Annotated in this window: 11 protein-coding genes, 2 tRNA genes and 3 rRNA genes; 13 read left to right on the top strand and 3 right to left on the bottom strand. The window is 41.2% G+C overall.

The genetic code is table 11. The annotated features are described in order from the left end of the window. Positions 1-1,376 precede the first annotated feature (1,376 nt). The 12 genes from K8P02_RS15310 (at position 1,377) to K8P02_RS15255 (ending at position 13,164) form a co-directional block, all read left to right on the top strand. Positions 1,377-2,899: ribosomal RNA gene (locus K8P02_RS15310) — 16S ribosomal RNA — on the top strand. Between the two features lie 220 nt (positions 2,900-3,119). After that, positions 3,120-3,193: transfer RNA gene (locus K8P02_RS15305), tRNA-Ile, on the top strand. An 84-nt stretch (positions 3,194-3,277) separates the two neighbouring features. Beyond that, positions 3,278-3,351: transfer RNA gene (locus K8P02_RS15300), tRNA-Ala, on the top strand. A gap of 195 nt (positions 3,352-3,546) precedes the next feature. Further along, a 23S ribosomal RNA gene (locus tag K8P02_RS15295) occupies positions 3,547-6,433 on the top strand. A gap of 78 nt (positions 6,434-6,511) precedes the next feature. Beyond that, positions 6,512-6,622 (top strand): 5S ribosomal RNA (rrf, locus tag K8P02_RS15290). Together the 16S, 23S and 5S rRNA genes with 2 tRNA genes alongside form the textbook arrangement of a ribosomal RNA operon. 289 nt (positions 6,623-6,911) lie before the next feature. After that, positions 6,912-8,057: a sensor histidine kinase gene (locus K8P02_RS15285; protein ID WP_007487138.1), complete on the top strand. Its 1,146-nt coding sequence runs from the start codon at positions 6,912-6,914 to the stop codon at positions 8,055-8,057. 156 nt (positions 8,058-8,213) lie between these two features. Further along, positions 8,214-8,795, top strand: a complete 582-nt coding sequence (locus tag K8P02_RS15280) for a YceD family protein (protein WP_002562388.1) — start codon at positions 8,214-8,216, stop codon at positions 8,793-8,795. A 13-nt stretch (positions 8,796-8,808) separates the two neighbouring features. Further along, positions 8,809-8,994 carry a 50S ribosomal protein L32 gene (gene rpmF / locus K8P02_RS15275; protein WP_081768163.1) on the top strand — a complete coding sequence of 62 codons (186 nt, stop codon included), beginning with the start codon at positions 8,809-8,811 and terminating at the stop codon, positions 8,992-8,994. Positions 8,995-9,098: 104 nt separating this feature from the next. Continuing rightward, positions 9,099-10,103 (top strand): beta-ketoacyl-ACP synthase III, encoded by a 1,005-nt coding sequence (locus tag K8P02_RS15270; RefSeq protein ID WP_002562386.1) that lies wholly within the window; start codon positions 9,099-9,101, stop codon positions 10,101-10,103. An 87-nt stretch (positions 10,104-10,190) separates the two neighbouring features. Continuing rightward, complete coding sequence (era, locus tag K8P02_RS15265) at positions 10,191-11,072, top strand: GTPase Era (RefSeq protein ID WP_002562385.1); 882 nt, start codon at positions 10,191-10,193, stop codon at positions 11,070-11,072. 47 nt (positions 11,073-11,119) lie between these two features. Beyond that, positions 11,120-12,433 carry a ribosome biogenesis GTPase Der gene (der, locus tag K8P02_RS15260; RefSeq protein WP_002562384.1) on the top strand — a complete coding sequence of 438 codons (1,314 nt, stop codon included), beginning with the start codon at positions 11,120-11,122 and terminating at the stop codon, positions 12,431-12,433. An 83-nt stretch (positions 12,434-12,516) separates the two neighbouring features. Beyond that, positions 12,517-13,164 carry a response regulator gene (locus tag K8P02_RS15255; RefSeq protein WP_002562383.1) on the top strand — a complete coding sequence of 216 codons (648 nt, stop codon included), beginning with the start codon at positions 12,517-12,519 and terminating at the stop codon, positions 13,162-13,164. A 218-nt stretch (positions 13,165-13,382) separates the two neighbouring features. Here the strand turns inward: K8P02_RS15255 and K8P02_RS15250 are convergent, their stop codons facing one another. Together K8P02_RS15250 and K8P02_RS15245 are read right to left on the bottom strand one after the other, a co-directional pair. After that, entirely contained in the window at positions 13,383-14,153 is a 771-nt protein-coding gene (locus tag K8P02_RS15250; RefSeq protein ID WP_002562381.1) for an ABC transporter ATP-binding protein, read from the bottom strand. Beyond that, complete coding sequence (locus K8P02_RS15245; RefSeq protein WP_002562380.1) at positions 14,150-14,893, bottom strand: MlaE family ABC transporter permease; 744 nt, start codon at positions 14,891-14,893, stop codon at positions 14,150-14,152. The genes K8P02_RS15250 and K8P02_RS15245 overlap by 4 nt, the downstream gene beginning before the upstream one ends. A gap of 75 nt (positions 14,894-14,968) precedes the next feature. On the opposite strand from K8P02_RS15245, the gene lptB reads away from it, so the two are divergent. Next, positions 14,969-15,733 (top strand): LPS export ABC transporter ATP-binding protein, encoded by a 765-nt coding sequence (gene lptB, locus K8P02_RS15240; protein WP_002562379.1) that lies wholly within the window; start codon positions 14,969-14,971, stop codon positions 15,731-15,733. Here lptB and K8P02_RS15235 read toward each other — a convergent pair. Further along, positions 15,730-16,221: a GNAT family N-acetyltransferase gene (locus tag K8P02_RS15235; RefSeq protein ID WP_044158565.1), complete on the bottom strand. Its 492-nt coding sequence runs from the start codon at positions 16,219-16,221 to the stop codon at positions 15,730-15,732. The genes lptB and K8P02_RS15235 overlap by 4 nt on opposite strands. Positions 16,222-16,250 lie beyond the last annotated feature (29 nt).

Genomic DNA, 16,250 nt, shown 5'->3' with positions numbered 1-16,250 from the left:
TATAAAAGTATAGAGTAATCTATTTATATTTTCCTTTCTTCATTTTCACTTTACAAGTATTCTTGTTGATTTCTTTTTCGGATCATTTTTTCTTTTTCATATATTCTTTCATAACTGTTTTTTCAGTTTGAAGATGTATGTCTTTTAAATTGACTGTCGAATATGAAGTTATTTTTCTTTTTGTTCGGCTTCACTTTTATAACTTAAATAGTTGTGCTTTTGTGAGATTACTATAATTGTTTTAAAAAAGAGAAATAGAGAGGCGTTGTATATAGATGGTATTAATATGGCTTATTCTGTTTATATTCTAATTTTGTTAATATATGTCTTTATTTTTCATTTTTGTTTCTTTTTGTTTTCCTCCCTTTCCTCTTGTTTCTTAATAAAATAAGTGTACAATCTTGTGTTTTGTAATTATCTGGTTTTCAATCAATTATCTTTTTGTTTTTTCCTCTACGAGAAACGCCCCGTTTCTCTACGGAGATCGCCCCGTTTCTCTACGATGATCTGCCTGTTTCTCTACAAGTCTCTCTCCGCTTGTTTCCAATATTTTACATCCCCTTTCTCTCTCCCTGCCTCTTCCTTCCTGTTTTGTCAAAATCTCTCCCGTTTCATCTTAAGTATCTCCTTCTTCCTCTTTCCTTTTTATCCTTCTTTGTTTTTTTCTCTCTCGCGCATTCATATGCGCGCGTATATATTATAATGTGTTCCTCTTTTTCTCTTTCTTTCCCTGTTTCTTTTTTTATGTTTTACAACACCTTTGCAAATCAGCGTCTTACAAAAAAGATTTCTTTTTATTCTAAAATAATTCCTGATATATTTTGCTTATATTGTAAAAAGGTCTACTTTTGCATCCGCTTAGCCAGAGGAGCTAAGCCTTTTAAGATTGACATATTGAAAGCGCGGATTACCGGATAATGAATAAACAAAAAAAACTTCTGAAAAGATTTGGTTTTAAAGTTTAAAAGTTCTTATCTTTGCAGTCCGATTCGCAAATGAAAAGGCGTTTTTTCTTTGTAGGTTTTTTCTCCTTTCGCAAGAGAGCTGTTAGAGAATCCTCGGAAAAAAAAACTAAAAAAACTTCCCAAAACATTTGGTAGTTATAAAAAAGTCCTTTACCTTTGCACCCGCTTTTGAAACGAAGCGATTTTAAAAACGAAGCGTTCTTTGAAAAATTGATAAACAATACAAGTAGTACAAGTCCAAAACAATAAAATGTTTTGAGAAATTAGAACCGTCAATACTTATATATATAGGTATTTGAAATAAGGTCAATAAATAACGGTATCCTGAACAGAGCAACGACTTTGCTATTGTCTTTTGGTAATTTCAGTTGTAAATTGTCAATCGTCTAATAGTAAATCAACAATACTTTTACAATGAAGAGTTTGATCCTGGCTCAGGATGAACGCTAGCTACAGGCTTAACACATGCAAGTCGAGGGGCATCAGGATGTAGCAATACATTGCTGGCGACCGGCGCACGGGTGAGTAACACGTATCCAACCTGCCTTTTACTCGGGGATAGGCTTTCGAAAGAAAGATTAATACCCGATGGCATAATATTTCCGCATGGGATTATTATTAAAGAATTTCGGTAAAAGATGGGGATGCGTTCCATTAGGCAGTTGGCGGGGTAACGGCCCACCAAACCTTCGATGGATAGGGGTTCTGAGAGGAAGGTCCCCCACATTGGAACTGAGACACGGTCCAAACTCCTACGGGAGGCAGCAGTGAGGAATATTGGTCAATGGGCGAGAGCCTGAACCAGCCAAGTAGCGTGAAGGATGACTGCCCTATGGGTTGTAAACTTCTTTTATAGGGGAATAAAGTGAGCCACGTGTGGCTTTTTGTATGTACCCTATGAATAAGGATCGGCTAACTCCGTGCCAGCAGCCGCGGTAATACGGAGGATCCGAGCGTTATCCGGATTTATTGGGTTTAAAGGGAGCGTAGGTGGACATGTAAGTCAGTTGTGAAAGTTTGCGGCTCAACCGTAAAATTGCAGTTGATACTGTGTGTCTTGAGTACAGTAGAGGTGGGCGGAATTCGTGGTGTAGCGGTGAAATGCTTAGATATCACGAAGAACTCCGATTGCGAAGGCAGCTCACTGGACTGTTACTGACACTGAGGCTCGAAAGTGTGGGTATCAAACAGGATTAGATACCCTGGTAGTCCACACAGTAAACGATGAATACTCGCTGTTTGCGATATACAGCAAGCGGCCAAGCGAAAGCATTAAGTATTCCACCTGGGGAGTACGCCGGCAACGGTGAAACTCAAAGGAATTGACGGGGGCCCGCACAAGCGGAGGAACATGTGGTTTAATTCGATGATACGCGAGGAACCTTACCCGGGCTTAAATTGCATTTGAATGTTGGGGAAACCCAACAGCCGTAAGGCAAATGTGAAGGTGCTGCATGGTTGTCGTCAGCTCGTGCCGTGAGGTGTCGGCTTAAGTGCCATAACGAGCGCAACCCTTATCTTTAGTTACTAACAGGTCATGCTGAGGACTCTAGAGAGACTGCCGTCGTAAGATGTGAGGAAGGTGGGGATGACGTCAAATCAGCACGGCCCTTACGTCCGGGGCTACACACGTGTTACAATGGGGGGTACAGAAGGCAGCTACACGGCGACGTGATGCTAATCCCAAAAGCCTCTCTCAGTTCGGATCGAAGTCTGCAACCCGACTTCGTGAAGCTGGATTCGCTAGTAATCGCGCATCAGCCACGGCGCGGTGAATACGTTCCCGGGCCTTGTACACACCGCCCGTCAAGCCATGGGAGCCGGGGGTACCTGAAGTACGTAACCGCAAGGAGCGTCCTAGGGTAAAACTGGTGACTGGGGCTAAGTCGTAACAAGGTAGCCGTACCGGAAGGTGCGGCTGGAACACCTCCTTTCTGGAGCGATACCGCGATTTTAATTGACAGTTGACAATTGACAGTTGACAATTCAACTCTGATTGTTCATACAATTAAAGACATATGACTTTATTAAGGTTCTAACTGTACTACTGGTACTTGTTTATTTATAGATATAGATCAACCATCTATAGAAGTATAGATAGAGATAAACAAGAGAAAACAGAAGCCGGGTCTAATAATAGGCTCAGTTTGAACTAGTCCTATAGCTCAGTTGGTTAGAGCGCTACACTGATAATGTAGAGGTCGGCAGTTCAACTCTGCCTGGGACTACTTCTCGAATTGACAATTGAAAGTTGAAAATGATAAATCCTTGTGATTAAGTCGTTCTTGATTCTTTCTTCTCAATTCTTCGAAGGGGGATTAGCTCAGCTGGCTAGAGCATCTGCCTTGCACGCAGAGGGTCAACGGTTCGAATCCGTTATTCTCCACTCTCTTTAGGTTTTTGAGTTTATATGTTTCTGAGTTGGTAAGTTTTAAAACTTACGACCTAATGAACAGACAAACTGACAAACTAAAAAGAAACGATCTTTGACATGTTGTACATAAAAAAAGTAAATTTAGTAAAGAGCTAAAAGTATATATCGAACCGTACGCTGTTGTTTTAACAGTATAAAGGCAAGATAATGAAAGTAAGAAAGGGCGCATGGCGGATGCCTTGGCTCTCGGAGGCGATGAAGGACGTGATAAGCTGCGATAAGCTGCGGGTAGGTGCAAATGACCTTTGATCCGCGGATTTCCGAATGGGACAACCCAATTGGTTGAAGACCAATTATACTGCACTGCAGTAGGCTAACGCAGGGAACTGAAACATCTTAGTACCTGCAGGAAAAGAAAATAAATAATGATTCCCCTAGTAGTGGCGAGCGAACGGGGAATAGCCCAAACCAATTATGTTACGGCATAATTGGGGTTGTAGGACCACGTTTTGGGACGAAAGTTGGTGAGTGGAATGATCTGGAAAGTTCAGTCATAGACGGTGATAACCCTGTACACGAAGCCATCTGAACCCTAGTGGTATCCTGAGTAGCGCGGAGCACGAGGAATTCTGCGTGAATCTGCCGGGACCATCCGGTAAGGCTAAATACTCCCGAGAGACCGATAGCGAACCAGTACTGTGAAGGAAAGGTGAAAAGCACTTCGAATAGAAGAGTGAAATAGTCCCTGAAACCGTGCGCCTACAAGCGGTCGGAGCAGCTTTTTGTTGTGACGGCGTGCCTTTTGCATAATGAACCTACGAGTTACTTTTTCCGGCAAGGTTAAGCGTCTGAAGACGTGCAGCCGAAGCGAAAGCGAGTCTGAACAGGGCGTTATAGTCGGAAGGAGTAGACGCGAAACCAAGTGATCTACCCTTGGGCAGGTTGAAGGTTAGGTAACACTAACTGGAGGACCGAACCGATAAGCGTTGAAAAGCTTCCGGATGACCTGAGGGTGGGGGTGAAAGGCTAATCAAACTTGGAGATAGCTCGTACTCCCCGAAATGCATTTAGGTGCAGCCTTGTGAATTACTAATGTGAGGTAGAGCGACTGATAAGATGCGAGGGCTTCGCCGCCTATCAAGTCTTGATAAACTCCGAATGCGCATTAGTTCAATCACAGGAGTGAGGGCATGGGTGCTAAGGTCCATGTCCGAAAGGAGAAGAATCCAGACCATCAGCTAAGGTCCCCAAATAAACACTAAGTTGAACTAACGAAGTCAGATTGCTAAGACAGCTAGGATGTTGGCTTGGAAGCAGCCATTCATTTAAAGAGTGCGTAACAGCTCACTAGTCGAGGAGTTTGGCGTGGATAATAATCGGGCATCAAGTGTTTTACCGAAGCTATGGGATCAGTAATGATCGGTAGGGGAGCATTCCACTCTGCGTTGAAGGTGTACCGTCAGGTATGCTGGAGCGTGTGGAAAAGCAAATGTAGGTATAAGTAACGATAAAGGGGGTGAGAAACCCCCTCGCCGAAAGACTAAGGTTTCCTGATCAACGCTAATCGGATCAGGGTTAGTCGGGTCCTAAGGCTCAGCCGAACGGTGATGCCGATGGCAGAACAGGTTAATATTCCTGTACTACCTTTAGGAGTGACGTGGAGACGGAGGCGTGACAGCGCCGCGAACTGACGGAATAGTTCGTTAAAGGGTGTAGATGTTGATTGCGGCAGGCAAATCCACCGCAAGAGTCGAACCTGATAGTATGGAGCGTTCTTCTGAACAATCCAATAGTGCGTGTAAACATACTCCCAAGAAAATCCGCTAAACTTAATCTTAAAGGTACCCGTACCGTAAACGGACACACGTAGTCGGGTTGAATATACTAAGGCGCTTGAGTGAATCACGGTTAAGGAACTAGGCAAATTGACCCTGTAACTTCGGGATAAAGGGTCCCCGTCAGTGATGGCGGGGCGCAGAGAATAGGTCCAGGCAACTGTTTAACAAAAACACAGGGCTGTGCAAAATTGAAAGATCACGTATACAGCCTGACACCTGCCCGGTGCTGGAAGGTTAAGAGGAGATGTCATCGCAAGAGAAGCATTGAATTGAAGCCCCAGTAAACGGCGGCCGTAACTATAACGGTCCTAAGGTAGCGAAATTCCTTGTCGGGTAAGTTCCGACCTGCACGAATGGTGTAATGATCTGGACACTGTCTCAACCGTGAGCTCAGTGAAATTGTAGTATCGGTGAAGATGCCGATTACCCGCGATGGGACGAAAAGACCCCGTGAACCTTTACTATAGCTTAACATTGAATTTGGGTAATTGATGTGTAGGATAGGCCGGAGACTTTGAAGCAGGTACGCCAGTATTTGTGGAGTCGCTGTTGAAATACGGCCCTTTGATTATTTGAGTTCTAACTCGTTGTTACGAGGACACTGTTTGGTGGGTAGTTTGACTGGGGTGGTCGCCTCCAAAAGTGTAACGGAGGCTTCTAAAGGTGCCCTCACGCCGATTGGTAACCGGCGGTAGAGTGTAATGGCATAAGGGCGCTTGACTGGGAGACCCACAAGTCGATCAGGTAGGAAACTAGAGCATAGTGATCCGGTGTTTCCGCATGGAAGGGACATCGCTCAAAGGATAAAAGGTACTCCGGGGATAACAGGCTGATCCCTCCCAAGAGCTCATATCGACGGAGGGGTTTGGCACCTCGATGTCGGCTCGTCACATCCTGGGGCTGGAGAAGGTCCCAAGGGTTGGGCTGTTCGCCCATTAAAGTGGCACGCGAGCTGGGTTCAGAACGTCGTGAGACAGTTCGGTCTCTATCTATCGTGGGCGTATGAAATTTGCGTGGCTCTGACACTAGTACGAGAGGACCGTGTTGGACTGACCGCTGGTTTACCAGTTGTGCCGCCAGGTGCATTGCTGGGTATCTAAGTCGGGATTGGATAAGTGCTGAAAGCATCTAAGTACGAAGCCAGCCACAAGATTAGATTTCTTAGGGTCGTCATAGACGATGACGTTGATAGGAGGCAGGTGTAAAGGTAGTAATATCATAGCCGAGCCTTACTAATTGCCCGTTGACTTTTGTTTTCTTTCCTTTTTGTATGGTTTATATATACGTTTAGTTCTTTTTGACTGAATTGCTTTTTGTACACATGTCTACCTTCTTCAGGTGACTATAGCATCAGGGTTCCACCTCTTCCCATTCCGAACAGAGAAGTTAAGCCTGATCACGCCGATGGTACTGCGTAACAGTGGGAGAGTAGGTAGTCGCCGTTTTTTGAATCCCCCTTTCGTCAAGATGATTGATGGAAGGGGGATTCTTTTGTTTTATTCACCGCTGAGTTTCACAGAGGAATAAGCCGTATTCTTGTTTATTCTGTTTATGAAGGATAATCAATACTCTGTGTTTCTCTGTGAAACTCGGTGGTGAAAGTTTCTGTGCCCCTGTGAAACTCGGTGCCAATCTGTGGGGAACCAACGTAAACACAGCCTGGAGAACTTCCCAGTGTGGGAAGTACAATATAAAGAGCGATAGGACGTTATATATTAGTAAATCTATATTTATATGCAATTTATTGATATTCGACGAATAAAGGTTGTGCTAGTTCTTTCTGCTATAGTTATAGCCGTGGCTTCTTTGTACATTTCTCATCAGTTGGTTAGAGATCTTTCAATGGAAGAAAGGCTTAGGATGGAGGTTTGGGCGGAAGCCATGCGTGCTTTTAATACAGCTGATGAAAAGACTGACCTTAATCTGGTGTTGAAGGTACTGAATGCTAATAATACGATTCCTGTAATCGTAGTAGGGGAAGCAGGAGATATCCAAACCTATCGTAATATAGACGTTGCTTCCAATGACTCTGTTTCCTTTTTATATAAACGGTTGGAGCATTTGAAGCAATATGGAAGTGTGATCCGTATTAATTTGTCTCCAGGGAGTGATTATATAGATGTTTACTATGAAGATTCTCTGATGCTGACCCGGCTTTCTGTTTATCCTTATGTGCAGTTAGGAGTTGTTCTGATATTTGTATTGGTAGCTATTTTTGCTTTACTTAGTTCTAAAAAGGCTGAACAGAATAAAGTTTGGGTTGGGCTTTCTAAGGAGACGGCTCACCAGTTAGGAACCCCTATTTCTTCTCTTATGGCCTGGACGGAATTATTAAAGAGTGAATACCCTTCGGATGGTCTTATTCCTTGCATGGCTGAAGATGTAGCCCGTTTGCAGATGATTGCTAATCGTTTCTCTAAAATTGGTTCCGCGCCAGAAATGGAGGAAGTTGATTTGCGGATACTATTAAAAGAGGTGACTGAATATATAGCACATCGTACCTCAGATAAAGTGAAAATTGTTACTCACTTGCCGGAGACGTCAGTAACTCTTCCTTTGAATGCTTCTTTATTTGGTTGGGTAATAGAAAATTTGTGTAAAAATGCGATAGATGCTATGGATGGTGTAGGAAGAATTACCATCTCAGTCACGGACTCTTCCAATCGCTGGTACATTGATGTAGAGGATACGGGAAAAGGAATTATAAAAAGTAAACATCAAACAGTCTTTACGCCGGGCTATACAACTAAAAAAAGAGGATGGGGTCTTGGCTTGTCATTGGCTCGTAGAATCGTTGAAGAGTATCACTCCGGGCGTATTTTTGTGAAACAATCCGAACTAAATAAAGGTACAGTATTTAGAATAGAACTTAAAAAGTGAATATTTACTGATGATTTGTGTGTTATGAGGATTATTATTTGTATCTTTGTCGCCCGAATTCTGTCCATCTAATTGTCCTAAATCGGAAAATAACTGGTGAAGAACAGAATATTTAGGCTTTTTTTGTACCTTTGCAACGATTAAAAAAGTAAAGCTTTGGGAAAGTTTGATAAATACAAAATTGATTTGAAAGGAATGCAGTCAGACTCTGTTAAGTATGAGTTTGTACTGGATAATCTTTATTTCACTCACATTGATGGCCCTGAGGTTCAGAAAGGTAAGGTTAATGTGGAATTAACTGTAAAGAGAACATCTCGTGCTTTTGAACTGAGTTTCCAGACCGATGGTATGGTATGGGTGCCGTGTGACCGTTGTCTGGATGAAATGGAACAGCCTGTTAGTTCTTCTGATAAGTTGATGGTGAAATTTGGTCATGAATATGCAGAAGAAGGTGATAACCTCATTGTGATTCCGGAAGAAGAAGGAGAGATCAATGTGGCATGGTTCATGTATGAATTTATAGCTTTATCTATTCCGATGAAGCATGTACATGCTCCCGGAAAATGTAATAAAGCGGTGACAAGTAAGCTAAGTAAACATTTAAGAACTAATGCCGATGACGACAGCGAAGATTCGTATGAATCTGCCGGAGGAGAAGATGTCGTTGTGGAAGAAGAGACAGAGGAACAAATAGATCCTCGATGGAATGAATTAAAAAAAATATTAGATAATAATTAAAGTTTAAAGAAAAATGGCACATCCTAAGAGAAGACAATCAAAAACAAGAACTGCAAAGAGAAGAACTCACGATAAGGCAGTGGTTCCTACATTAGCTATTTGCCCGAATTGTGGAGAATGGCACGTTTATCACACTGTATGTGGCGCTTGCGGCTATTACAGAGGTAAACTCGCTATCGAAAAAGAAGCAGCTGTATAAATTATAGTACAGTCTGAATAGACTTATACTTAAATAAACAGCCAGGGAGCTTGCTCTCGGGCTGCTTTAAGTATTATAAGTATTGCTAAATTAAATTTGAATTGATGGAAAAAATAAACGCAGTAATTACAGGAGTCGGTGGATATGTACCTGATTATGTCTTGACTAATGACGAGATATCAAAGATGGTAGATACAAACGACGAGTGGATTATGACTCGTATCGGGGTAAGAGAAAGACGAATTCTGAATGAAGAAGGATTAGGTACCTCTTATATGGCTCGTAAGGCCTGCAGACAGTTAATGCAGAAGACCGGTGCTAATCCTGATGACATTGATTTGGTTATTGTTGCTACTACTACAGCTGACTATCACTTTCCTTCCACAGCTTCTATTCTTTGTGATAAACTCGGATTAAAAAATGCATTTGCTTTTGACTTACAAGCTGCTTGTAGTGGTTTCTTGTTTGCAATAGAAACTGCAGCCAATTATATCCGTTCAGGAAGGTATAAGAAGGTGATTCTCGTAGGAGCAGATAAAATGTCATCGATGGTAGATTACACGGAACGTGCTACATGTCCTATCTTTGGAGACGGTGCAGCTGCTTTTATGATGGAACCAACTACTGAAGAGCTTGGTGTTATGGATTCTCTGTTGAGAACAGACGGTAAAGGTTTGCCGTTTCTCCATATGAAAGCGGGTGGTTCTGTTTGTCCCCCTTCTTATTTTACTGTAGACAACCATATGCATTATATCTATCAGGAAGGTAGAACCGTATTTAAATATGCTGTTTCAAATATGTCTGATAGTTGTGCTGCTATTGCTGAGCGGAATGGTCTGAATAAAGATAATATTAATTGGGTAATTCCTCATCAGGCTAATATGCGTATTATTGACGCAGTGGCTCATCGTTTGGAGCTTCCGATTGAAAAGGTTTTAATCAATATAGACAGATATGGTAATACCAGTGCTGGTACTCTGCCTCTTTGTATCTGGGATTATGAAGATAAACTAAAGAAAGGCGATAACTTAATCTTTACCGCATTCGGTGCAGGTTTTACCTGGGGAGCTGTTTACGTGAAGTGGGGTTATGATGGAAAGAAGGAATAGTAACAAATGTTACTAAAATATAACACATAAAACGCATCTTATTTCGATTCGATGCGTTTTTTTGTCTAAATCAATAAATGAAAGGCGATGCATAAAGCAGGTTTTGTTAATATAGTAGGTAATCCGAATGTCGGAAAGTCGACATTGATGAATGTGTTAGTGGGGGAGCGTGTTTCTATTGCTACCTTTAAGGCACAAACGACTCGTCATCGTATTATGGGTATCTATAATACGGATGATATGCAAATTGTTTTTTCCGATACTCCGGGAGTTCTGAAACCAAACTATAAGTTGCAGGAGTCTATGCTGAATTTTTCTACTTCGGCATTGACCGATGCGGATATATTGCTTTATGTGACGGATGTGATAGAGACTCCTGATAAAAATAATGAGTTTGTTGAGAAAGTGCGTCAGATGACAGTTCCGGTGTTGCTACTTATTAATAAAATAGACTTAACAGATCAGGAGAAGCTCGTTGAACTTGTAGAAGACTGGAAAACTTTACTTCCGCAAGCTGAGATTATTCCTATCTCGGCAACGTCAAAATTCAATGTGGATTATGTGATGAAGCGAATAAAGGAATTATTGCCGGATTCTCCGCCTTATTTTGAAAAAGATCAATGGACTGATAAGCCGGCTCGTTTTTTTGTAAACGAGATTATTCGTGAGAAGATTCTTCTGTATTATGACAAGGAGATACCTTATGCGGTAGAGGTTGTTGTGGAAGAGTTTAAGGAAGAGGCGAAGATGATACATATCCGTGCGATAATCTATGTGGAGCGAGATTCTCAAAAAGGGATTATTATCGGAAAGCAGGGAAAAGCTTTAAAGAAAGTGGCTACTGAAGCTCGTCGGGATCTGGAACGTTTCTTTGGGAAGACTGTTTTCCTGGAGACATACGTAAAGGTGGATAAAGACTGGCGTAGTTCGGATAAGGAATTGCGCAACTTTGGTTATCAGTTGGATTAAGAAAATATTCATACGACTGTGATAGTCGCAAAAACAACACGTGAACTATGGGAAATTTAGTTGCAATTGTTGGACGCCCCAATGTGGGAAAGTCAACTTTATTTAATCGCTTGACAAAGACTCGTCAGGCAATCGTAAATGATGAAGCGGGTACAACCCGTGACAGACAATATGGCAAGTCGGAATGGCTGGGTCGTGAATTCTCAGTAGTTGATACCGGCGGTTGGGTTGTCAACTCAGATGATATATTTGAAGAAGAAATTCGTAAACAGGTATTGATGGCAGTTGACGAAGCTGATGTAATACTGTTTGTGGTGGATGTGATGAATGGTATTACTGATCTGGATATGCAAGTAGCAGCGATTTTGCGTCGTGCGAAAAGTCCGGTAATTATGGTGGCCAATAAAACAGACAATCATGACTTACAGTATAATGCTCCTGAATTTTATCGTTTGGGACTGGGTGATCCTTACTGTATTTCAGCTATGACCGGTAGTGGTACAGGAGACCTGATGGATCTTATTGTTAGTAAATTTAAGAAGGAGTCAGCTGAGATTCTGGATGACGATATTCCTCGTTTTGCTGTAGTAGGCCGTCCGAATGCAGGAAAGTCGTCTATTGTTAACGCTTTTATTGGTGAAGAGCGTAATATTGTTACTGAAATAGCCGGTACGACTCGTGATTCAATCTATACTCGTTATAATAAGTTTGGTTTTGACTTTTATCTTGTCGATACAGCAGGTATTCGTAAGAAAAATAAGGTCAATGAAGATTTGGAATATTACTCGGTTGTACGTTCTATCCGTTCCATAGAAAATGCGGATGTATGTATTCTTATGGTTGATGCAACCCGTGGTATAGAGAGTCAGGATCTGAATATATTTTCTTTAATCCAGAAGAATCAGAAAGGACTTGTCGTTGTTGTGAATAAGTGGGATTTGGTAGAGGATAAAACAGCAAAAGTAATGAAAACGTTTGAAGAAGCTATCCGTACTCGTTTTGCTCCTTTTGTGGATTTTCCTATTATATTTGCTTCTGCATTGACCAAACAGCGTATTTTAAAAGTACTTGAAGAAGCACGTGCAGTTTATGAAAACAGGACTATAAAGATACCTACTGCGCGTCTGAATGAAGAATTGCTTCCATTGATAGAAGCTTATCCACCTCCTGCAATAAAAGGGAAATACATAAAGATTAAGTATATTACTCAATTGCCTAATACGCAGGTGCCCTCTTTTGTGTTTTTTGCTAATCTGCCGCAGTATATTAAAGAACCATATAAGCGATTCCTTGAGAACAAAATGCGTGAGAAGTGGAATCTGACCGGAACTCCTGTAAATATTTATATTCGTCAGAAATAATGTGAAATAAATAATGCAATATCTTCATTTTTCTAATGATAATATTTATATTTGTCAAAAATAGCAACAGACAATAAAATAGTATGGTAGAGAAAGCGGAGATTTTGCTGGTTGATGATCATGCATTAATCTTGGAGGGAATATGTCATATTCTTAAACGGCTTCCTGAAGTTGTGGTAGCAAATGCTGTAACAACTGGTGAGGAAGCTGTTGGATTAATAGCTGAACGTGATTATGATATTTATATTTTGGATGTTGGCCTTCCCGATGTATCTGGATTTGAATTGATAGATATGATTCGTGAGCTCAATGAAGATGCACGTATTATTGTAAATACGATGCATGAAGAAATATGGTATATTAACAGGCTTGTTCGGCAAGGAGTGAATTCTGTAATTTTAAAGGCCTCCGATTCAATTGAAGTAGAAAATGCAGTGAAGAGTGTGTTACGGGGTGAAGCCTATACTTGTCCACGGTTTGAGAGGATACGTAAGAAATTGGGACATACATCTTCACAGATACACCCTAAAGACGTACCTACTAAGCGTGAAATAGAAGTACTCCAGGCAGTGGCTGAGGGACTTTGTACGCATGAGATTGCTGGACGATTGAAGATCACGGAGAATACTGTTGAAACATTCCGTAGAAGGTTGATTCAGAAATTTAATGCAAAGAATGCTATCGATATGGTAGTAAAGGCTATGGCTCAAGGATGGATTCATATTGTGTAAATTGATTTTTTCTTTTGTCACGGTTTTCAGTGATGTTTCTGTATGAATTTTCGACTATCTTTGAAGCGGTAATTGAAATACTCTCTTTTAGAGTTTTATAAAGAAAAGGGACAGTCAATATGTCGTGATGATATATGTCAATTCTATTAACTGGTTTTTACAATTAAGAAGGGCGCATTCTGAAGTGAGTGCGCCCTTTCTTATACTGTGTACTGTGTTTAACCTTCTATGTTTTGTATTTCTACATCTTTCACTTTACGGAGTAAGTCGGAAGCGAAGATAAAATCGTTCAAACGTTTATTGGTCGATGTAAAAATGTCGTCTTTTGTACCTTCCCACTCTTTTGTACCTTCATAAATATAAATAATCTTCTCTCCAATACCCATAACGGAGTTCATGTCATGTGTATTGATGATGGTGGTCATATTATATTCGCGGGTAATGTCATGTATGAGATCGTCAATTACCAATGAGGTTTTGGGGTCAAGACCAGAGTTGGGCTCATCGCAAAACAGATACTGAGGATTTAGTGCAATAGCCCTTGCAATGGCTACACGTTTTTGCATACCTCCACTGATTTCTCCCGGATATTTATCTTTAGCTTCTGTCAGATTTACACGGTCCAAGCAAAACATTGCACGTTTGGTACGGTCCCGTACCGTATCATTGCTAAACATATTCAGCGGGAACATTACATTGTCCAATACAGACATGGAATCGAATAAAGCAGCACTCTGGAATATCATGCCCATTTCACGGCGGAGCATCTTTTTTTCTTTCTTTCCCATGGTCAGAAAGTTACGATGGTCGTATAATAACTCTCCTTTTTCCGGGACAAGCAAACCAACGATACATTTCATCAATACAGTCTTTCCCGAACCACTCTGACCAATAATCAGATTAGTCTTTCCATTTTCGAAGGTGGCATTGATATCTTTCAATACCGCTTTGTCCTCGAATGACTTATAGAGCCTTTTTACTTCAATCATCCCATTAAAAGTTTAGTTAATATCAAGTCGGCAAATAAGATTAGTACGCTACTGGAAACTACAGAGTCCGTAGATGCTTTTCCTACAGCTATCGAACCACCCTCTACCGTATAGCCGAAGAAAGAAGATACGCTGGCAATGATAAATGCAAAGAATAACGATTTTATAATACCGCACCACACAAACCATTCCACAAACATATATTGCAAACCATACTCTAAATTGGTAGCAGTCATAATGCCTCCAAACCAACAGGTGGCAAAGGCACCGATGATACCGGCAAAAATACTAAACGTTACCAGAATCGGAATGGTTGTCACCATTGCTGCTATTTTGGGAAGTATCAGGTAGTTAGCAGAGTTTACTCCCATTATTTCGAGGGCATCTATTTGCTGTGTTACACGCATTGTCCCTAATTCAGAGGCAATATTAGAACCCACTTTACCGGCCAGTATCAAACACATGATAGAGGAGGAGAATTCCAGTAACATGATTTCGCGGGTCACGTAACCCACTGTCCAACGAGGCATCCAGGGGCTTTCGATATTCAGCTTGATTTGTATGGTGATAACCGCTCCTATGAAAAATGAAATCAGCAGTACGATTCCAATAGAGTTCACCCCTAGTTGTTCTATCTCATTGAGATATTGACGGAAGAACATTCTCATACGTTCAGGCCGCGAGAAAGTGCGTCCCATCAGCACCATATATCTCCCAACCGTTCTTAATGCTTTGATCATAACTTCGTATATTTGTCTGCAAATGTACGTTTTTTCGGCTTATTTTTGCTACATTTGCCGCAAAATAACAAAGATATGGAAGAAAGCAAGATGGTACTTCGTACGGAGGACCTGGTAAAAAAGTACGGTAAGAGAACTGTGGTTAGCCATGTTTCCATTAATGTGAAGCAAGGTGAAATCGTAGGTTTGCTGGGACCGAACGGTGCTGGTAAGACTACCTCATTCTATATGACCGTAGGCCTGATTACTCCTAATGAGGGCCGTATCTTTCTCGATGATCTTGAAATAACAAAATATCCGGTGTATAAGCGTGCGCAAACCGGTATTGGTTATTTGGCACAGGAGGCTTCCGTATTTCGTCAGATGAGTGTGGAAGATAACATTGCTTCTGTGCTTGAAATGACAAACAAACCGAAAGAATATCAGAAAGAAAAGCTGGAGAGCCTGATTGCCGAGTTTCGTCTGCAGAAAGTGCGTAAGAATAAAGGAAATCAACTTTCGGGAGGAGAGCGCCGTCGTACGGAAATAGCCCGTTGTTTGGCTATTGACCCTAAGTTTATTATGCTTGATGAACCTTTTGCCGGAGTAGATCCTATTGCAGTAGAAGATATTCAGCAAATTGTCTGGAAACTAAAAGACAAGAATATCGGTATTCTTATTACTGACCATAATGTGCAGGAGACGTTGAGTATAACAGATCGTGCCTATCTTCTGTTTGAAGGAAAGATTCTTTTTCAGGGAACTCCAGAGGAACTTGCAGCGAATAAGATTGTTCGTGAAAAATACCTGAGTAACAGCTTTGTGCTTCGTCGTAAAGACTTCCAGTTAGAGAAAGATTAGTCTTTTTTATCCGGGAGGTACTTCAAATAAACCATATCTATACATTGTTCGCCGTTGTCTTCGAATATAGGTTCGGGATAGTTGTCAACGAAGAAGTTCCTGATAATGTGTGAATTAACAAAGCCGCATTTCCGGTAAAATGCCAATTGGTAGAATTCCCGTTCGGGTATACCGGTGCTTCCCGTACCAACAATGATTTCAGGAGTTCCCTGGAAATAATTGATAATAAAGGAGATCATATGGCTGGCATATCCTTTCCTTAAATGATCGGGATGGGTAACCAGATTTTTTATTTCTGCTGTGACCCCATCCGATACAACTACAACTGCGCATACAACCTCTTTTTTTACCTGCATAGTAAATAAATGTCCCTTGCTGAGATATTTCGTTATCATGTCCACTGAAGGATCTGCTATCAGCAGTAATTCGATGAAAGCTTCTTTGTTCTCAGTGATTTCTTCTATCACGATGTCTTGTGGATATTTCATATAGATAAATCTGTTAAAGAAAGAACCTT

Source organism: Bacteroides nordii, assembly GCF_019930665.1.
GTDB classification, from domain to species: Bacteria; Bacteroidota; Bacteroidia; order Bacteroidales; family Bacteroidaceae; genus Bacteroides; species Bacteroides nordii.
This window is presented reverse-complemented; position numbering and strand designations above follow the sequence as displayed.